General features: G+C 31.9%; 26 protein-coding genes. All 26 read right to left on the bottom strand.

Annotated features, from left to right (window positions below; translation table 11 throughout):
- Positions 1 to 4: 4 nt before the first annotated feature.
- Positions 5 to 586: a TIGR00730 family Rossman fold protein gene (locus tag V6624_RS21675; protein ID WP_111285536.1), complete on the bottom strand. Its 582-nt coding sequence runs from the start codon at positions 584 to 586 to the stop codon at positions 5 to 7.
- Between the two features lie 87 nt (positions 587 to 673).
- Positions 674 to 1195: a GNAT family N-acetyltransferase gene (locus tag V6624_RS21670; RefSeq protein WP_338840136.1), complete on the bottom strand. Its 522-nt coding sequence runs from the start codon at positions 1193 to 1195 to the stop codon at positions 674 to 676.
- Positions 1196 to 1217: 22 nt separating this feature from the next.
- A complete protein-coding gene (locus V6624_RS21665; protein ID WP_338840134.1) occupies positions 1218 to 2342 on the bottom strand; it encodes a lactonase family protein in 1125 nt (374 codons plus the stop codon).
- Between the two features lie 175 nt (positions 2343 to 2517).
- Positions 2518 to 3621: an MBL fold metallo-hydrolase gene (locus V6624_RS21660; protein ID WP_338840133.1), complete on the bottom strand. Its 1104-nt coding sequence runs from the start codon at positions 3619 to 3621 to the stop codon at positions 2518 to 2520.
- Position 3622: 1 nt separating this feature from the next.
- On the bottom strand, positions 3623 to 4045 hold the full coding sequence (locus V6624_RS21655) for a DUF1801 domain-containing protein (protein ID WP_338840132.1): 423 nt from the start codon (positions 4043 to 4045) through the stop codon (positions 3623 to 3625).
- A 5-nt stretch (positions 4046 to 4050) separates the two neighbouring features.
- A complete protein-coding gene (locus tag V6624_RS21650) occupies positions 4051 to 5088 on the bottom strand; it encodes a serine hydrolase domain-containing protein (RefSeq protein WP_111285526.1) in 1038 nt (345 codons plus the stop codon).
- Between the two features lie 121 nt (positions 5089 to 5209).
- Entirely contained in the window at positions 5210 to 5578 is a 369-nt protein-coding gene (locus V6624_RS21645) for a nuclear transport factor 2 family protein (RefSeq protein ID WP_111285524.1), read from the bottom strand.
- 47 nt (positions 5579 to 5625) lie between these two features.
- The gene (locus tag V6624_RS21640; RefSeq protein WP_111285522.1) at positions 5626 to 6324 is read right to left on the bottom strand and encodes a hypothetical protein; all 699 of its coding nucleotides are present in this window, start codon (positions 6322 to 6324) and stop codon (positions 5626 to 5628) included.
- A gap of 38 nt (positions 6325 to 6362) precedes the next feature.
- Positions 6363 to 6776: a hypothetical protein gene (locus V6624_RS21635; protein ID WP_111285520.1), complete on the bottom strand. Its 414-nt coding sequence runs from the start codon at positions 6774 to 6776 to the stop codon at positions 6363 to 6365.
- A gap of 37 nt (positions 6777 to 6813) precedes the next feature.
- Positions 6814 to 7302, bottom strand: a complete 489-nt coding sequence (locus tag V6624_RS21630) for an SRPBCC family protein (RefSeq protein WP_111285518.1) — start codon at positions 7300 to 7302, stop codon at positions 6814 to 6816.
- A 111-nt stretch (positions 7303 to 7413) separates the two neighbouring features.
- Positions 7414 to 7854 carry a hypothetical protein gene (locus V6624_RS21625; protein WP_111285516.1) on the bottom strand — a complete coding sequence of 147 codons (441 nt, stop codon included), beginning with the start codon at positions 7852 to 7854 and terminating at the stop codon, positions 7414 to 7416.
- Positions 7855 to 7878: 24 nt separating this feature from the next.
- Complete coding sequence (locus V6624_RS21620; RefSeq protein ID WP_338840131.1) at positions 7879 to 8472, bottom strand: NAD(P)H-dependent oxidoreductase; 594 nt, start codon at positions 8470 to 8472, stop codon at positions 7879 to 7881.
- 79 nt (positions 8473 to 8551) lie between these two features.
- Complete coding sequence (locus tag V6624_RS21615; protein WP_057116634.1) at positions 8552 to 8758, bottom strand: helix-turn-helix domain-containing protein; 207 nt, start codon at positions 8756 to 8758, stop codon at positions 8552 to 8554.
- A 10-nt stretch (positions 8759 to 8768) separates the two neighbouring features.
- Entirely contained in the window at positions 8769 to 9311 is a 543-nt protein-coding gene (locus V6624_RS21610) for a DUF2975 domain-containing protein (protein WP_338840130.1), read from the bottom strand.
- A gap of 132 nt (positions 9312 to 9443) precedes the next feature.
- A complete protein-coding gene (locus tag V6624_RS21605; protein WP_338840129.1) occupies positions 9444 to 10124 on the bottom strand; it encodes a DUF4919 domain-containing protein in 681 nt (226 codons plus the stop codon).
- A gap of 217 nt (positions 10125 to 10341) precedes the next feature.
- The gene (locus V6624_RS21600) at positions 10342 to 11076 is read right to left on the bottom strand and encodes a DUF2625 domain-containing protein (RefSeq protein ID WP_338840128.1); all 735 of its coding nucleotides are present in this window, start codon (positions 11074 to 11076) and stop codon (positions 10342 to 10344) included.
- A gap of 31 nt (positions 11077 to 11107) precedes the next feature.
- Positions 11108 to 11497 (bottom strand): DUF1801 domain-containing protein, encoded by a 390-nt coding sequence (locus V6624_RS21595; protein ID WP_338840127.1) that lies wholly within the window; start codon positions 11495 to 11497, stop codon positions 11108 to 11110.
- Positions 11498 to 11560: 63 nt separating this feature from the next.
- Positions 11561 to 11899: a n-acetylglutamate synthase gene (locus tag V6624_RS21590; protein WP_338840126.1), complete on the bottom strand. Its 339-nt coding sequence runs from the start codon at positions 11897 to 11899 to the stop codon at positions 11561 to 11563.
- Positions 11900 to 12000: 101 nt separating this feature from the next.
- Positions 12001 to 12492, bottom strand: coding sequence for a TPM domain-containing protein (locus V6624_RS21585; RefSeq protein WP_338840125.1), 492 nt, complete (start codon positions 12490 to 12492; stop codon positions 12001 to 12003).
- Between the two features lie 126 nt (positions 12493 to 12618).
- Positions 12619 to 13386 (bottom strand): hypothetical protein, encoded by a 768-nt coding sequence (locus V6624_RS21580; RefSeq protein ID WP_338840124.1) that lies wholly within the window; start codon positions 13384 to 13386, stop codon positions 12619 to 12621.
- Positions 13387 to 13568: 182 nt separating this feature from the next.
- Entirely contained in the window at positions 13569 to 14318 is a 750-nt protein-coding gene (locus V6624_RS21575) for a DUF2314 domain-containing protein (protein ID WP_338840123.1), read from the bottom strand.
- Between the two features lie 71 nt (positions 14319 to 14389).
- Positions 14390 to 14572, bottom strand: coding sequence for a SymE family type I addiction module toxin (locus V6624_RS21570; RefSeq protein ID WP_338840122.1), 183 nt, complete (start codon positions 14570 to 14572; stop codon positions 14390 to 14392).
- A 240-nt stretch (positions 14573 to 14812) separates the two neighbouring features.
- Positions 14813 to 16201, bottom strand: coding sequence for a dihydrolipoyl dehydrogenase (gene lpdA, locus V6624_RS21565; RefSeq protein ID WP_008468646.1), 1389 nt, complete (start codon positions 16199 to 16201; stop codon positions 14813 to 14815).
- Positions 16202 to 16748: 547 nt separating this feature from the next.
- Positions 16749 to 17333: an NUMOD4 domain-containing protein gene (locus V6624_RS21560; RefSeq protein WP_111285499.1), complete on the bottom strand. Its 585-nt coding sequence runs from the start codon at positions 17331 to 17333 to the stop codon at positions 16749 to 16751.
- A gap of 225 nt (positions 17334 to 17558) precedes the next feature.
- Positions 17559 to 18323, bottom strand: coding sequence for a LytR/AlgR family response regulator transcription factor (locus tag V6624_RS21555; protein ID WP_111285497.1), 765 nt, complete (start codon positions 18321 to 18323; stop codon positions 17559 to 17561).
- A 153-nt stretch (positions 18324 to 18476) separates the two neighbouring features.
- Positions 18477 to 19796, bottom strand: coding sequence for a RagB/SusD family nutrient uptake outer membrane protein (locus V6624_RS21550; RefSeq protein WP_338840121.1), 1320 nt, complete (start codon positions 19794 to 19796; stop codon positions 18477 to 18479).
- Between the last annotated feature and the right edge of the window lie 6 nt (positions 19797 to 19802).

The following is a 19802-nucleotide window of genomic DNA, read 5'->3' as shown; positions in this document are numbered from 1 at the left end:
AAGTCTAAGATTGCTCTTTATTAATCCATTTTACAACAGTTGGCGCAACATAGTTTTTCATTTTATGTAAAAGATCGTCAATAGTTTCGCTAACGATTAACATTTGTTGGTATTCACTTTTTAAGAAACCTTTTTCAACCATAATTTTTGTTAGTTGAATTAAAGAATCATAAAAGCCGTTTATGTTAAGAATTGCAATAGGTTTTTTATGTAGACCCAATTGTTCCCATGTCAGCATTTCAAAAAGTTCTTCTAAAGTTCCAAAACTCCCTGGTAACGCGATTACACCATCACATAATTCATTCATTTTGGTTTTTCTTTCGTGCATACTTTCAACCAAAATTAATTCGGTTAAACCTAAATGTGCAATTTCTTTCGATCTCAGAAAGTTTGGAAGAACGCCAATTACTTTTCCTCCAGCATTTAAAGCTCCATCTGCAACAGCGCCCATTAAACCTACATTTGCACCGCCGTAAACTAATTCTATATTTTGCTCAGCTAAAGTTTTTCCAACTAAAATCGCTTGTTCTTCGTAAATTTTTTCTGTACCAAAACTTGAAGCACAGAATACTGTTATTCTTTTCATTGTTTTTAATTATAAGTTATAAATTATAAGTTATGAGTTATGAGTTATGAGTTAGAGAGCAACTTATAATTCATAACTCATAACTCATCATTTTTTTAGTTCATATTCAAAGTATGGCACATCAACACCATTAATAGTAAATGTAAGCTCATTGATTTTTTCTGCTCCAAGTTTTAAAACGGCTTTTTGCGAACGGAAATTTTCTGCTCCGATGTGAAAAAGTACAGAATCAACATATTGAAATGCATAATCAATCATTAATTTTTTGTTTGATTTATTGTACGGGCCGCCCCAATATTTTCTTGTAATAAAAGTGTAGCCAATTCCAACATTCGATTTTTCGGGATTGTAATCATAGAAACTCGTTGTTCCCATTATTTCATTGGTCTGTTTATCGAGAATTAGAAACGAACCTTTTGTAATTATAATATCAAAAAAAGTTTTAAAACCTTCTTTTGTGTATCGGTCTTTTGCAGGATTCTGTTCCCAAATCAAAGGATCGGAAGCGGCTTCAAATAATCTTTCAAAATGTTTTTCTTCTAACGGAATTAGTTTCGTGATTTCATTTTCTAAGAAATCAGGCTGTAAATTGAAGTTTGATATTTGCATTTTTATGATTTTTAGTTAAAGACTAAATTTTTCTAATCTGCACGCAGGAAACATTTTCCATTTTAATCTGTTTTCCTACTTTTTTAAGTAATCCAGTTTTAAAATCTCTTTTAAAAACCACAACATTTCCAGTTTGCACATTTGATGCAATTAAAAATTTTCCGCTTTCATCAATGGCAAAAATTCGCGGATGTTTTCCTAAAGTAGATTGATAGCCAATGTTTTTCAGAAATCCATTTTCAGCAATAGAGAAAATAGCGATATTATTTTCTTTTCCGCGATTGGTAGCGTAAAGAAATTTTCCGTCAGGAGAAATATGAATATCCGAACTTTCAAAACCTTCTTTTATTTTATCTGGATGCGTTGCAACGCGCTGAATTTTATTCAAAACTCCATTTTCAAAATTGTAAAGGCTGATTTGCCCTGCCATTTCTTCAATACAATATCCCCATTTTTGATTTGGATGAAAAGTAAAATGTCTAGGTCCAGCTTCTAAATCAGTTTTTGTAAATGGATTTTTAGTTTCTACTAAAGGCTTTTTCAGATTTTCATCAAATGCATAACAGCGAATTTTATCGGCGCCTAAATCGGGTAAAAACAAATAATCGCATTGAGGAGAAAATATAGCAGAATGTACGTGGGATCTGGTTTGTCGTTCTTTATGCGTACTTCCGTCCATGTATTGGAAATTTTGGGCAATCGAATCGATTTTTCCATTTTCTAAAATTGGATAAACCGAAACACTTCCTTCTGTATAATTGGCATTTGCAAGCCATTTTCCGTTTTTATGAACAGAAACATAAACTGGATTTTCACCATCACTTCGCTGACTGTTCAAAAAAGTCAATGTTTTTGCCGACGTATTAAATTCAAAACTGCTCACGCTTCCCGCATTGGGTGTTTTGGTATCGGTGCAAGCATAAATGTATTTTCCGTTTGGCGAAACCGTTAAATAGGAGGGATTGACAACATTTTTAACCGAAGTAAATTTGGTCAATTTTCCACTCAAAGTATCCAATTGATAAACTTGAATAGCTTCTGCCGTTTTATCTCGATTGTAAGATCCTAAAAAGACATAGGTATTTTGAGAAAACAAGTTTATTGCTAGTAAAAATACAATTGCGAAATAGTATATTTTTTGTTTCATTTTTTGGTTTCAGGTTTCAAGTTTGAAGTTTCAGGTTTCAGGTTTCACGTTTTAAGTGCTGTGTTCGTTGTCAGGCTGAGCGATCCCAAGGCTTCGGGAGAAGCCCAAGTGCCAATTGGAACGCCCTTCGACTTCGCTCAGGGTGACATTACAATTAAGAATTAAGAATTAAGAATTAACGAACATTACGCCACCACTGTTTAAATTCTTGTTTTTCATTTTTCAATTCAACAGCTTCACCAATCATTGGCGTAATTAAAGGAATAGGATTTTCAGACAAACTATTCAATTCTGTAACTTTTTTCAAAGGTTCGTCCCAAGCATGAAGAGACAATGAAAACTTAGAAGAATGCACTGGAAATACTCTTTTTGCTTTCAAATCTTTCATTGCTTTTATCACATCTTCGGGCATATTATGAATGTATTTCCATTTCTCATTGTATTGGCCGTTATCAAGTAAAGCGATGTCAAATGGGCCATATTTTTCACCAATTTCAGCAAAATGAGAATCGTAACCGCTGTCGCCACCCAAATACATTTTAAAATCTTTAGTTTCCAAAACAAAAGAAGTCCATAGTGTATTGCATCTTTTGAAACTTCTGCCAGAAAAATGTCTTGAAGGCGTAGTGTGAATCGTTAGATTTTCATCTAATTGGATCGTGCTGTACCAATCTTTTTCGATAATGTTTTCTGATGGAAATCCCCAAAACTCAAAATGAGAACCAACTCCAAGAGCCGTGATGATTTTTTTTGTTTTAGGTTTTAATTTTAAAATCGTATCGTAATCCAAATGATCGTAATGATCGTGTGTAATCAATAAATAATCAATTTCTGGAAGATCGTCGACCGAATAAATATCAGAACCTTTAAACGATTTTGTTGTGCCAGGAATTGGAGAGGCGTTTCCGCTGAAAACGGGATCAATTAAAAATCGTTTTCCTTCCAACTGAATAAAATATGACGAATGTCCAAACCAAACTAAAATATCTTGATCGAGAGTAAGTTCGTGTAAATTGGTTTTTACGGACGGAATCAAATCGGTTGGCGTTTTTCTTTCTACTTTTTTGAAAAAGAATTCAAACAAAACCCCCGCCATACTTTCTCCTTCTGCAAGGTCTGGTGTAAAAGATTGATTTTCAAATTTTCCGTTTTTATATTGAGGCGAATTTTGAATTAAAGTTAATCTTTCGCCAGAAGGAGCTTTTCCGAATTTTGGATGCTGAAGAAATCTGTAAATGGCAAATAATAGTAAAAATGCAAGAATTAAGAATGTAATCATTTTATTTTGAGGGATATAAATTTTGAGTGTATTGGATAGAAAGCAAAATTATCTTTTTTAAGATTTCGATATCAACATCAGCTAATTTTTTGATGTAAATGCAAGCTTTTGAAGATGTATGTTTTCCTAATTTCGATAAAAGTTCTTCTCTTTTTTCTTCTGGCAAATAGAAATAAACGGTCAATGCTGTTTTTCTTGGCGAAAATCCAGCTAATGGAGCATCGCCTTCATGTCCGCTGTCATATTTATAATGATAACTTCCAAAACCAATAATGCTTGGTCCCCACATTTTGGGTTCAAAACCAGATGTTTCCTGTATTATTTTTAGAAGTTCAAAAGCATCATTTCTTTTAACTTCATTTTCGACAGCGTTAATAAAATCAGTAACACTGTTTTGAGTTTCTGTAGTTTTATTTTTTGCCATTTTATTTACTTTTTACTTAATAAATCACTTTTTAAAAGGATGTTTTTGATTTTGAATTCAGAAGCATAAAACAAATTAGAATCTTCTGGCATTTGATTTTCTAAAACAATCAGACTCACATCACTTTCTGGGAAATACAAATTTACACCAGAAAATCCGTCTCCTAAGCCTGTATGTCCAAGATATTTAACAGATTCTTCTTCTACAATTCGAATTCCGTATCCATAAGGTTGTTTTTCTTTTCCGAAGAAATTATGCTGAGATAAAATGGTGTTTTTAGTTAATAATTGATACGATTCGGGTTTCAATATTTTTCCTTTGTGCAGATTATTATTCCAAATGGCAAGATCAGAAACGGTTGAAATAATGCCGTCTGCACCTAAACTTTCATCTGTGATTTGTCTTGAGGTATCAGGTTCCAACTGATTTTTCACATTATAATAACCTTTTGCCAGATTTTGTTCTTTATCTTTTGAATAACAAAAAGTATGATTCATTTTTAATTTCTTAAAAAGCGATTCAGCAACCTCTCTATAGCTTTTTTTAGAACTGAATTCGACAATTTTTGCAACCAGATTAAAACTTAGATTTCCATATTTAAAATCAGTTCCAGGTTTAAAAGCCAACTGTTTTTGTAAATCGATAATTCCGTGCGAGTGATTTAAAAGCTGATGAACCGTTACTGAATCTGCCCAAGTTTGATTTAGTTCTGGCAAATATTTTTTGATTGGAGCATTCAAATCTACTTTTCCTTTTTCTACTTCCAATAAAAGTAAAACGGCAGCAATTAATTTACTGTTGGACATGATTTCAAATTGGGTATCCATTTTTAAAGGTTTTTTGGTTTCGAAATTCGAAAGACCTTCAACTTTTGAATACAGCGTTTTCCCATTTTTAGAAATTAAAACTATACCAGTAAATTTAGGGTTTGAGTTTTGAATTATACTATCAATACTTTTTTTGTAATCCTCTTTTTTCTGAGCTGATGAATTGCAGGAAGCTAAGATTAGAACTAATAAAGAGATTTTGGCGATGAAGTTCATTTATAATTGTTAATGGTGAATTGTAAATTGTTAATGTTTGATGCTTGCTCGATTGATTATGGTTGATATTTTTTATAGTATTCTATAATTAATAATTTACCATTAACAATTCACAATTAAATTAAAACATTCCGTTTTCGTTGATAGAATCTTTAGGAACTGGCTGGCCTAAATCCCAAAGTTCTATAATTTTGTCGTCTTTGAATTTGAGAATATGCACTACTGCAAAACCAATATCTGAAGGAGTTTGTTTGAGATGCGAATGTACCGCAACTAAATTTCCGTCTTCTAAAATATGATGAATTTTAAAAATCTTATTGGGATTTGTTCTGGCAGATTCTTCCATGGCAAGCATAAGCGTTTCGGCATCGCCTTTGAAGTGCGAATTGTGATGTTTGAAGTTCTTTCCCACATATAATCGAAAACCTTCGTGAGAATGTCCTTTTGCTGCCAATTTCAAGAAGTTTTTAGCGATTTCTTTCTTAGTCATAATTCCAGATTTAAAAACAAACTAAGTTATGAAATAAGTAGTAGAAATTAAATAATATTTAAATCGTTAGATTTTAAATAATGATTTTGATTGATGACTTTTTTTGCGTCTGGACTAATCCAGAAATTAGGTCTAAATAGTTTTGCAGTACTTTGGAGTTTTGCTTTATTTGAAATAGCTTTTATATTTTCGATTAAATTATTGAATAAAGTATTAGTAGTAAAGCTATGTGTGTCTACCAAAGATTTGAAATTATCACTTTCAAAACTTACAATTTTTGGATAGGTTAATTCTAAACCAATTGATCCTTCGTTATTCATGTAAGAAATGCTTAAGCTTTCAAAAGTTTTTGAATAAGTCAAATAAAATGGACTGATGTTTATTACAGGTTCAGTTGGTCTAACTAATTTAAAATCATTTGAAACGATTCCTTTTTTATCAATAATATCCTGAAAATTTATTTTACAGAGGTCGTCGGTTATAGATATTCTAATATCCCTTTCAAAAGACCATTGTTCTTTTTTATCAAACTTGTTTTCTCCAGTTAAGACTTCGTTATAATAAGATTTATAGCTGTCAAAAATATATTGCTCATCTGTGTTTTTATAGTTTATTTCAACTCGCGAGCCTGTAATAACAAAGTAATAGTTTAAATCTTGAAAAAGAGATTCAAATTCTTGTGGTGTAATTATGAACTTAAATGTATTCCAGCCTTTTCCTGCACCAAGTCCTCCAAAGTATGACATGTAACTTAAATTAAATTATCGATGTTAAATTGATTCTTCTATTTCTTTTTTACAGCAATTTTAGAAGCTAAATAAGCCATTGGAATGTAAGCGAAAATTAAATCGACAAAACCAAACCAAATTGGTGATGGCAGGGTAAACATGGTTACAATACCGCCAAATAAAAAGAAAGCTCCAATTCCAAAAGCTAATTTTGTTTTATGATGAATTGCGGTTAAAGCTGTCGTTAATGCGCCAGCAAAAGTTCCTAACGCGTGGGCTAAAAATGGAAAAAGAAAATGCTTTGGCTCAAATAAATGCATTGATGCTTTTAAACCTTCAGCAGTAGTAACGTCTGCACCATTTGGCGCTGGAATTATAGAGCCACTAATTAAAATGATGCTCATATTGACAACGCTTCCGATAACAAGACCTGCAATTACGGCCAAAGTATTTCTTAAAAATGGATTCATAGCTTTCGTTTTAATTACTATAACGAAAGTAAGAAAATTATTCTTTTGATGATAATGCTCTTTCTGTTTCTATTTGAGGTTTTCCAGTTGCATTAGGCTGTCCTTTTCCAGTTTCAATTAGTTTTTTCAAACTGTTCTCGATATAATTGGTCCATCCAGCTTTGCAAACGTCAAAACATTCATATTCTGGCACTAAACCAACGTGTGTAAAAATGAGTTTGGTTTTATTATCTTCTTTCGAAATATCAAAAATCGCTGTCGTATTAGTCCATTCCGTATCGTCTTTGGTAAAACTGAAATAATTTTCTTCAATCAGCCACACGATTTTCTGATTCGGAATGACTTCAATCAATTTTATTTTGCAGCGGTGAACGTCTTCATAATGGTATTTAAATTCGTCTCCCTCGTTTGCTGTGTTTCCTTCAATTTCTTCAGACCACCAGCCTCGAACATTTTGTATAGCTTTAAAAACTTCTTCTGGCGATTGATTGACAATTATTGTTGTGGTAAAATCGTGAGTTTCCATAATTAATTGATTTTTAAATTAGTAAAGTAAATTTACAATCTAAAAATCAATTAGTTAAGGTATTTTAAAGACAATTTTAAGGTGCTTTTCGGACAGAATTAAATGTGCTAGTTATTCTCCTAAAAATAGATAAGCTGAACTCAAAATTATGCCAACTAAGATTATAAGACTTAATATAGAAATCAAAAACAGTCTCCATCCTCCAAAAATGCTTCCGCCATTATCCATGTGTTTTTGAATATTTTTTTCTTGGTAGGTATGAATTAAATAAGAAGCTACCGCTGAATAAATTACAGGAAAAATAATTGTTGGAAAGTTTTCAGGAAGACTGAATGCAATAGCAATAATAACGATTGTAAAAGCTCCGGTAATAAGCCAAGTATTTCTAGCTTTTTCAGATTCGTTAAAAGCTTTGAAATTTTCTGCAATGCAATAGCCAGCGACCAACGGACCTCCAAAAAAAGTTGCGGTGCTTATTGCTTTTTTAGAATAAATTTTCTCGGTTGGAATTTCTTCAAAAACAGATTTTTCTGTTGTATCATCTTGTATCATTTGAGGTTAGTTTATTTTTAGGGATTATTTTATTGCTTTAATTTTTTCGGGAATTTGATTAATCAGTTCAAAATGTTTTGCCATGACATTTTCGAGTTCTAAAGTTCCACCTAGAATAATCATTTCCTTTTGGATGAAACGTTTTCCAAGTCGATCTTCGAGCATTATTTTTTCCATGCTTTGGGCAATTTCAATTTCGTTAAGAAAATCATTCGGATGGCCCGCTGTACAAATTACAAGTCCTAGTGGAATGGTTTTCATTTTTCTCGAAGTTTCATTTTGTCCGTAAGCATATCCAACCGAATAAACACGATCAAACCAGCCTTTTAATTTTGCAGGACAATCGCTCCACCAAACTGGATAAAGGAAAATAATGCAGTCTGCTTTTTCTATTTTTTCTTGTTCGCTCAAAACATCTTGCGGAATCGGAAGTTGTGTTTTTGCAAAACCTTCACGTTCATATTCTTCTTCAGACATATCGCTTTCGAAATTGGAAGCATACAAATCTGAGATTTCAATATTCCAATTTTCATTAGCCAAAACAGATTTTAATCTTTCCAAAACCTGAAAAGTGTATGACTTTTTACTGGGATGCGAGTAAACAATTAAAATATTCATTTTTAGACTTTTTAGATTTGTAATCGTTTCAAAGTTTAAATCAGTTCTGTACGAAAATACAAATTAAATCGAAATGAAATTATTCTTCTGAAAATTCTAAAATATCACCAGGCTGGCAATCCAAAACTTTGCAGATTGCTTCGAGCGTACTAAAACGAATGGCTTTTGCTTTTCCTGTTTTTAGAATGGAAAGATTTGATAAAGTTAAATCTACTTTTTCTGAAAGTTCATTTAATGACATTTTTCTTTTTGCCATCATGACGTCTAAGTTTACTATAATAGGCATAATGTTTCGTTTAAATGGTTAAGTCAATTTCAGATTGAATTTCGATTCCTCTTTTAAAAATCTGTCCTATTACAAACATGACAATTGCCATAAAAATCCAGATGCTGTGACCTTCAAGATTCAGAGATTCTAAAGTTGGGAGTTTTACGCCATTTGAAGCCAGCCAATTATTGAATTTGAAAGCCCAAAAAGAAAATAACCCAATTCCGAAAGCCAAGTAAGAAAGATTAGAAATAAAACGTCCCATTTCGGCAGTGAAAGGCTGTGCAATGTCTAATTTTTTATAATGCAGCATTTTTACAATCAAATAAAACATAATTGCTTTTAGTATGGCTACAATACTGATAAAACAAATTTCTTGAATGTAATAACTTGGACTATAATTGTACAAATCAAGTAAATCAAGAAAACGTGCATTGTATGAATTTATAGTCATTGTATAAATTCCGTTAAAAAGATACATACCAGCTTCTACGCATAAGCCAATAAAAATAATCCATGATAAAATATTCAAAATTTTTAGGATCTGGGGTGTTCCAATTTTAATTTCCATTGTGATCAAGATTAAAAGTTATGCTGCTAAAATAATAAAAATTTATTGATAAACAATAAATAAATAGTTTTTATCAAAAAAAACTCCAACATTAAATTTGTTGGAGTTGCTGTTTTATATTTGAAAATTAGATTATTTGAGTGCTTTCCTTTCGTTTTCTAGCATTTTTTCAATATTAAAATAAATGCCATCTACATTGTAAACTCCTTTTTCAAAACTTAGATAATCGCAGTTTCCTACGAGAGATTGTTCTTTAGAATCGATTTCGAAAAGACTAAGCAAAACATATTCATGATCGACCATTAAGACATGAAAACCAGTTTCACATTTTTTTCCGTCGCCAGATGAAAGAATGACATTCATAATACTATGAAATCTAAAAGAGGTAATTTTTGCTGCTGTCTCGTCGCCTTTTAAATGATAAATGTAAGCAAGGAAATTAAGGTGTTTTAAATCAAACGGAAAATCGTATAAGGAATGATTAGATAATTTAATAATTTCATCATAATCTGAAGTTTCGAGTTTCTCTTTATCGTAATATGTGCGAAGTTTTTCTTCATCAGGAGATGTCCAAAATGCATTGTATTTGGGTTGAAAAACATAGCCTAAATACAAATGACGATATTCATCATGTGATAAAAGGGTATCATTTTTCATGAGCCTTTCCATTAATTTTGGATAGAAAAACTTTGAATTTTTGTCGTTAATTTCTTTTTCGATGGCTTTATAATCTGGAGTTGTAAAACCAATTTCTTGTGAATGCAATTGAATTCCGAGACAAAAAAGGAGAAGGATAAAAATTTGTTTTAGCATGATTTAGAGTGTTTTTGGTTGTAGTTATGATCTTACTAAAATACAAATTATATTAGAACAAAAATGTTCTTATGAAAACAGATGGGTGAGGATGGGAGCGGCATCTCCCGATTTAGAAAAACAAGGTTTTTTAGCCGTAGTTTTTGTTAATCGGGAATTTAGCGACAGCCTGACCTGGAGGGACACGCCATATAAATTAAACTATTATGTATTTGGATTAATGCCCAAGCTGTTTTCTTAAATCTAAATTAAGGCTGTATTGTTCTTCAATAGGAATGGGTTTTCTATAAATTTTGTTAATATCGTTTCCTTGTTCACTCCATAAAAAAGGATAAAAATTAAAAACTTCATCACCTTTTAGCTCCGAAACTTCTTTTTTCCAGTTTTCCCAACGGCTTCCCGCATAATATTTGTCTAGATCATTGTTAAAACAGAATTCTAAAAACTGAGAATAAGTAATATCCAGCGGTTCGTATTCTAAACTATCTGGTGCAAAATAATAAACGTTGCCTAAATCTGTGCCGAGCGCGCCGCCATTTAATATATAAAATCCACCCCAGGCATCGTCTGCTATTAAAAGAAACGAAGGGGCTTCTCCAAATTCTTTAAAAGATTTTCCTTTGTTCCAATCTGGAAGACTTCGGTTAAGTTTGGCGCTTCCAGAACCTAGGATTCTGATCCATCCATTGTCGATTAAAATGCCGCCAGTTTTATATACAATAGCGCCCATTGGCGAGCTGGTTGTAACTTGGGTGTGATACAAAGCGTCTTTGGCTTTTTGAGGATCTGCAGGAAGAATTTCTACTTTGTTTTTAGCAGTATTTGTCCATTCTTTTACTAATTTCCATCCAGAATCTGTCTGATCAATGAGTTCGTTTACTGGTCGCATTTTTGTTTGTGAAAAGGTTGTAGAGGTTAAAAAAATAAAGGCGATTAGGGGAAAAAATTTCATTTTTGGGTTGTATTTGTTTTTGGTTAATAGGTTATTTTAGTCGAAGCAGAACTCCTTTTCGTTTGACAATATTTTTATAATCCCATTGAATTTTTATGCTTTTTCCGAGCCAGCGTTTTAAGTCTTCTTCGTTAATTTGATCAACGTTTGTATAACGCATTTCGGCTGCTTTAAACGAACCTTCGTTTTGTAGTTTTTCTTCTTCAAAAGATTGTCCGCTCCAGAAAAGCAATCTGACAGAACCTTTTAATTTACTATATCCTACAATCGGATTTTCGTCTAGAAACCAAACCGGATGTGCATGCCAGATTTTGTTTTCGGCTTCAGTTAAGTTCTTGTCTATTATGTTATAAAGAAGATCGCAAATTTCTTTATCTTCAGCTGTCTGAGAATTATTATAAGTCTGAATTTCTGATTTCATAATAATTGATTTTTAGTGAGTTACTGATTTTTGATAAAGTTATAAAAGATCTCAGGATTATTTTTATTGTTCTTCAATTACAGAATTTCCTTTTGATTGGTCGCCAGATGTCCATTGCCAGGTTTCATGAAGTCTGATTTTTCCATTTTCTAAAATTTCAGGTTTAGAATGGCAAATCCCAGTCATTAATTCGCCTTTTTCATTTACTTGATGGTATCTCATGTCGATATTACCTTCATTATCTACCAATCCAATTAAATGACCTTTTATGATTTTTCCGCCTGAATATTCTGCACTTAAAATATTTCCTTCTTGTTTATAAAGAAAAGCGGTTTCATTAGAAGTTTCTCCGTTTTCGCTGTTGCTTACAGGTTTGAAAATTTTGTTGTTATAATTGATCATTTTAGTACTGGTTAAAAAGTCAAGTTATTAATTTTATTGTAGAGAATGTATTTTGAATACAAAAACATCCGATCTGTTTATACAAATCGGATGTTGTCGTTTTATTCTATTTTTTTAACTAATTGCTGTGAGCCTACAAGTAGACCTTTGTAATAATCACCTTTTTTAAGTTCTGGAACTACATAAGTTGAAATGATGTCTTTCATTTCCTGATCGCTCATTTTGACACGTATTTTATCAACGCCTTGCACTTGAATTTGTCTTAATTGCTTGCTTATTACAATAAGAATTGAAGTGTCGATTTTTAACTGAGTCAGTAAGTATTTGTCCAGTTCTAAAGAGTAATCGGTTAGATCTGTATGCGGACTTATTGAAGAAGTAGTTACAATAAGAATTTTACTTTTTGTTTTAGCTTCACTAGTTTTTAAAAATTCGCTTAAAGTTTTCACCTGACTAGGAGTCATAATTTTTTCAAAATCATTTACATAATCGTAGGATGGGGCAAAAATAGTTTTTGTTTCTGGTTTTGTCTGTGCAGAAAGAGAACTAGATATAAGAAGAACAATTGTAAGTAGGAACAATAATTTTTTCATGGCTTATAGTTTTGGGCACGGCAAAAGTAAGTCTTTATTATTAAAAATTAATGCTGAATTTGTTATGAAAAATCAATATTTATTTAATAAAAAACCCGATCTACTTTCGCAAATCGGACTTATAATTTAAAGTTTAAAACGGCTGGTATTGTCGCTCCAGCCTTTCCATTCAAATATTTCGACTACTTTTTCTGTAATATCTTTTTGCTTTTCTGTCCATTTGTTTATAGTTAGTGAATAAAATTCAGAACTATAATCATGTTCAGTATAGTCTATAAAAGCAATTGTATCATTTTTTTCTAATATTGTAATTTTATCAAATGATGTTTTAAAATCATAATAATTCATCAATTCAACTATTTTATTATTCATTAAATTATCATTTTTTGAAAAAAGATAACTGTATGATTTAGTTTTTATTTTAGAACATTTTGCGCAAATATGTTGAATCAAAAAATTAGTCAAGTCTAAATCTTCATAGTAAGTTGTTTCTTTGGTTTTTAAATTTATGACTAGTCTATAGATTTTGGGGTTTTCTTCTGATAAATCATTTTTTTTGATACCATAAAAGAAATCTTGTTGTCCTTCTTGCAATAAGAATAAAAATTCTTGTTTTCTGTTGTATGAAATAATTAAAGACTGATTTGTAAAAATATAATTGAAGGCTGAATACAAAAACTTTTTGTTTCCATAAAAAATGGAATTACTCAAATCCATAAAAAGATTAAGAGTATTATTTATATTTTCAGATATATTAATGCCAAATCGATCTCCAAAATTAATCTCTTTGTCAGTCTGGAGAAGGTCAATTTCATACCATGTTTTTATAAATTTTCTTAGAACGGTAAAAATGTTTTTATTATTTATAGTATGTAGTATTGGAGTATAACCCATTGTTTTAATATTTTATTCAATTTAAGAAGAATAAAATTATAGAAAAAATATTACAAAATTTAAAATGCTATAAAAAACATTCAATTTTACAGATTGTAAATTATTATGATTATCTCAATAATTTTAAATATGAAGAAATAAAAAAATCCGATCTACTAAAAGTAGATCGGATTTTTGGTTTGTTATTGAAGTAATGGAAGTAAATGATCCCATTTTAGTTCTTTGGCAAAATCTAATGCCGTTTTACCGCTTTCAGTTTTTGCATTTTTATCTGCGCCAGATTCTAACAAAACTTCAACTGAAGTCTGATTTCCTGCTATGGTTTCGCGATGTAAAAAAGTATATCCCAATTCATCTTGATGCGTTATTTCTTCAGGATTGTTTTTTACAAAATCGATAAGGCTTTCTTTCATGTTTTTGCTCATCGGATGTTCTACGAGATTTTCTGGTTTTTCCTTTTGTTCGTTAACAACCAGAATATCATTAAAATCTCCAAAATCCAATCCCCATGCTTCATCATGAGATTCTCTTTCCTCTTCGCTCATTTCAGAACGCATGGCTTGAATTGTAAATGCGCCATAAGTTTGTCCATTAATAGCAAATAACCAATCACTGATTTGATTTATTGGAATTGCAATTTCGTCTCCATTATTTACATTGGTTAGTTCGTCGGGATCGTTTACTAAAACACCGTAGATATTTTCTCCATCAAAATTCACATCGTTAATCCACATGTGTTCTACTACGGTTTCATTGTCAATTTCTTGAGTAAAAGCTAGTTTTACGCAGGCAACATCCAATCCTGGGACTATTCTTCGGTATTCCCAAGAAAGTTCTCTCCAGAAGTATTTAAAGGTTTCTTGGGCTTTTTGGTAAGCTTCAATCATTTTTGGATTTTCTCCGTCGGCGTAGAATATTTTTGTTTCTTCCATAAAAGGGCATATTTATAATGGATTATAAAAGTAATCTTTTTATTACTTTGGAAGAAATGATATTTAAGGATTTATGATTTTTCTAACGTAATTGTGATTCTGTTCTTCTTTTGTTCAACAATCACCATTTTTCCTTTCTCAAACCCTAGTTTTTCAAGCCATTTTCCTTCTAGTTTTATTGATGGAATTGTAATATGATTTGATGTTCTAGTTTGAAATTTACTGTGTATTTTAAGTTTTCTTGAATTTTTCATTTTCGATTTTTACTAATCTTTGTCGAGCTACTTACGGAGATTTCTCCCTTCGGTCGAAATGACAAAGATTGACGATTCACTTTGTAGAATTTCTAGTGTGATTTCTCCTTACGTCGAAATGACAAAACTAGATGGTTATCTTAGATACTTTAAATATGTTGGAATAAAAAAATCCGACTTGTTTTCACAAATCGGATTTTATAAATTGAGAATTATATATAACCGTAAAACGGTATATTTTTACAAGTGAATTACTTCGCCGTAAGCATCAGCAACAGCTTCCATAACAGCCTCGCTCATTGTTGGGTGAGGGTGGATAGATTTAAGGATTTCATGACCTGTAGTTTCAAGTTTACGAGCTACAACTGCTTCAGCAATCATATCTGTAACACCAGCACCAATCATGTGGCATCCTAACCATTCTCCGTATTTAGCATCGAAAATTACTTTTACGAATCCGTCAGCATTACCAGCAGCTTTTGCTTTTCCAGAAGCTGAGAATGGGAATTTACCAATTTTTAATTCGTAACCTTTTTCTTTTGCTTGTTTTTCAGTTAAACCTACAGAAGCAATTTCTGGAGTTGCATAAGTACAACCAGGAACGTTTCCGTAATCGATTGGTTCTACGTGTAAACCTTTGATTTTCTCAACACAGTTGATTCCTTCAGCAGAAGCTACGTGAGCTAAAGCTTGACCTGGAGTAACGTCTCCAATTGCGTAGTATCCTGGAATGTTCGTTTCGTTGTAAGCGTTTACTAAGATTTTATCTCTGTCAACAGCGATTCCAACTTCTTCTAATCCGATGTTTTCAATGTTTGTTTTAATTCCAACTGCCGAAAGAACGATATCGGCTTCAAGAACTTCTTCTCCTTTTGCCGTTTTAACGAATGCTTTAACTCCTGCACCTGTTGTGTCAATACGTTCAACAGAAGAGTTAGTCATTACTTTAATTCCTGATTTTTTCAAAGAACGCTCAAATTGTTTTGAGATATCTTCGTCTTCTACAGGAACTACGTTTGGCATAAATTCTACGATAGTAACATCTGTTCCCATTGAGTTGTAGAAGTGAGCGAACTCAACTCCGATTGCTCCAGAACCAACAATAATCATAGATTTTGGTTGAGTTGGCAAAGTCATTGCCTGACGGTATCCAATTACTTTAACACCATCTTGAGGTAAGTTTGGTAACTCACGAGAACGAGCACCAGTTGCGATGATAATGTGGTCAGCGCTATATTCTGTAACTTTATTGTCTTTATCCGTAACGTCAAGTTTTTTTCCTGGTTTTAGTTTTCCAAAACCTTCGATAACGTCAATTTTGTTTTTTTTCATTAAGAATTGAACTCCTTTGCTCATTCCTTCTGCAACACCACGGCTGCGTTGAATAACTGCTGGGAAATCTTTATCGAATTCAGAAACTTTCAATCCGTAGTCAGAAGCGTGTTTAAGGTAATCAAAAACTTGAGCAGATTTTAGAAGCGCTTTTGTAGGGATACATCCCCAGTTAAGGCAAACTCCACCAAGATTTTCTTTTTCTACTACAGCAGTTTTAAAACCTAATTGTGAAGCTCTAATCGCTGTTACATATCCTCCAGGACCACTTCCTAAAACAATAACGTCGTATTTCATTTTTTTTGTTTTTAGTATTAACTATCGAAAAATGAATTTTAAAATTCCGAAACTCATCTTTCGATTTATTCTTTTGTTATTTGTGATTGCGAATTTAAGGATTTATTTTAAATGAACACCTGAAAATTTGTTTTTAAAGACACAGATTTTGGTCTTTTCACAGAAACCGAAGTAATTGTGAATTGTAAATTGTGAATTATGAAGTGATTTTTGCTATTTAGTGAAAAGTGAATAGTAATTAGTGAATAGTAATTAGTGATTAGTGATTAGAGAAAAGTGAATAGTAATTAGTAATTAGTGATTAGAGAAAAGTGATTAGTGATAAGTCATTTTGAAAATTAATAAAAAAATGAGCCACAGATTATTAGGATTAAAAGGATTTTTTCAAATCTGTGTTAATCTGTATAATCTGTGGCTATTATAATTTTGTTATTCTGAGTGTCCGAAACTTTGGGAGAAGAGCTTTGTGCGGGGCTTCGACTTCGCTCAGCCTGACAATTAGCAATTAATAATTCACAATTAACCATCAACAATTAACCATTCACCATTAAATCTTAACGTGCCCCCAGTTTTCTCCGCTGGCAATTCTTCTGATTTGCATTTCGCTTACGCCGAATTGTTTTGCAATCATTTTAAGACGTGTTTTTTGTTCAGGTCTTGCAAGAATTTTTTTGATTAACATCACTTTTGTAGTTGTTAATTTTCGTCCGTCGGCTTTAAGATTGTGTTCGATCAAATTCTTTTTGGCCTGAATAACGCGTGGACTTTTTCGGCTATGAGCCATCATTTCTTGTTTGGTTGCCCAGCGTAAATTGCTTACATCATCGTTAGCTCTGTTGTAATCTAAATGCAGAACATAAGTTTGATCTTCGGAATCTTTTGGAATAAAATATTGGGCAACTAATTTATATAAGAAGAGATATTTGTTTACGATTTTATCGTCTTTTTTAACCTTAAAACGGAAAGTTGGGTATCCATCGCTTAATCCGCCTTTTAAGATGCGTCCGTTTTCAATTTCGTCTGTAAAACTTATTAGTCGACCTCTGTTTGAAATGGCATATCGTAATTGTAATGAGGCATTTATTTCTATTTCTTTAAACTGTTCATTTGGATAAAATCTATTTTGTGGCATTTTCTTTTACATTTGATTTCTATACTCTCAAAGATAAATAATAAACCAAAAATTTCTGCTATCTTATTGATAGTGAACGGGCAATTTTATGATTTCTATAACGCTATTTTAACGTTTAAACGTGTTTTTGACAGTTTTTAGTCGGATTTTAAATCACAATTTATCAAAAGTGCAGTTTTTTAATTTTTGAAAACTGCGGAAATTTATAGCTAAATAATTATTAATTTATTGGTCAAGCCAATTTTTGAAATTATTTATTTCCTTTTTACTGATAAAAATAGCGTCAGATTCGGCTGCAGGAACCGTTAAAATCAATTCCACTTTCTGATTGGAATGTTTTACAACTTCTTTAATCGTGTTTCGATGAACGATATATTTTCGATTTATTTTAAAGAAATTAAAAGCATCTAAACTGTTTATAATTTCGGTTAATGTATTATTGTATAAATAGCTATTTCCAGATTTTACATGGACAAAAAGATGCTTTCCTGTGGCGGAAAAATAGGTGATTTCACTTTCGTTAATAGAAATCAATTTATAGCCGTGATTTACTAAGAAATGACGCTGTATTTTATTCGATTCTGGATTTTCTATTGCGACTAAAGATTGAAGCGTGGAATCGCTATTAAAACTTTCTTTTATATTTCTGAATTTTTGAAGGGCTTCTAATAATTCTTCTTCTTCAAATGGTTTCAAAAGATAATCGATCGTAAAATGTTTGAAAACGGAAATAGCGTAAGAATCATAAGCCGTGATAAAAATAACAGGGCAGGCGATAATGGTTTTTTCGAAAATGTCGAGACTTTTTCCATCACCTAAATGAATATCCATAAATGCTAAGTCGACTTTGTTTTCGCTAAAAAAAACAACCGCTTCTTTTACAGATTTTAAAACGCTGATTTCTGCAATCTGTAAAATATCTTGCTGTTCTAAAATAGATTTTAGATAGCTAGAAGCTAGGTATTCGTCTTCAACAATAGCAATTCTCATTTTATAAACATTTTGGAGTGTTCAATTATGTGGCAAAGATAATTCAGTAATTATTATTCGCAATAAAGTGAGCATTTTGTTATTGGGATTTATATAAAAAAAGGCCCAGCTTAAAAAAACTGGACCTTTTAAAAAAAACAATTCTAGGTAAAATTATAGATTGGGATTGTTCAATCTCGCATTTGCAGGATAAATGATTGTATAACGCGGATCGTTTTGTATCAAAGTATAATCGGTACCATTGATAGTGTGTACGATTTGTTTTTGAGATGTTCTTCTCAAATCGAACCAACGGTGTCCTTCAACTGCAAATTCACGCTGTCTTTCTGCCAAAATGAAGTTTGTTAAATCTGCTGCGTTCATTGCGTTAACTGCGATTTCAAGCGCTATATATCCTGCTGATGTATATCTGTTTTTAGCGAAAGCTAAAACAGTAGTTTTGGCATCAGCGATATTATTTAACTGCACTTGTGTTTCTGCTTTTGTCAAATACAATTCAGAAGTTCTAAGCGTACATTTTTGGTCATCGTTACCACCTTTTTGAATTCTGAAACGGCTTCCGCTTGCTAAGAAGTAAAGAGGAAAACGTAAATCTGTTGTTCTGTCGTAAGCAGCAATTAACTCAGGCGAAGCGTATGAAGCTCCCTTCATTCTGTTAATGTATCCATCTTCTAAAGCTAAAATAGATTCTTTTGAATCGTATTTTGTTGCAAATATAGAAGTAGCTTTTAAATCAACCAGATTGTTGTTGATTGCCAATGCCTTATTTGCAGCATCTAAAGATTTCTGCCATTGCTTTTGGTGCAAGTAAACACGGCTTTCTAAGCTATACAATGCAACTTTTGAAAAACGATAATTTAAACCTTTTGTCTGTGAATTTAAATTGATAAGTTTTTCAGCTTCCTGAGTATCAGAAATAATTTGATTGTAAATTACTTCAACACTTTGAGGAACGTAAACCTGCTCTAAGTCAATTTCTAAAGCCAATGGAACTCCTTTGTCTGAAGTAGCAGTTGTAGCGTTGTATGGTTTTCCAAAAAGGTTAACCAAATCAAAATAAGCCATTGCTCTTAAAGCGTAAGCTTCTCCAATTAATTGATTTCTTTCTTCAGAAGCAGCTACTTTTTTTGATGCTTCATTGATTACTACATTCGTATAGAAAATTACATTGTATAAATCCTGATATTGGAAATCTCTTGTAATACGGTCAGGATTGGCATCTTTCCAGATAAAAATGTCTTTGTAAATATTTAGATCTTCACTAAAATCATCCAATGTCAATTCATCTGTACGAAGTGTTGTCAATGTTTTGTGTTCCGGATATTTTGAATATCCAGTTGTTAATACCGCACGAAATTGTTCTTGTGTTTCTGGAATAACACGTCCAACAGGTGTTATATCCAGATAATCATCGCAGCTTGTTACTGCAATTCCTGCAGTAAAAAGTAATATATATTTTGAGATTTTTTTCATCTTTAA

The sequence above is a fragment of the Flavobacterium ginsenosidimutans genome, assembly GCF_037478105.1.
In the GTDB taxonomy this organism is placed as follows: domain Bacteria; phylum Bacteroidota; class Bacteroidia; order Flavobacteriales; family Flavobacteriaceae; genus Flavobacterium; species Flavobacterium ginsenosidimutans.
Note: the sequence above shows the minus strand (reverse complement) of the source record. Positions and strands in the feature narration are given on the sequence as shown.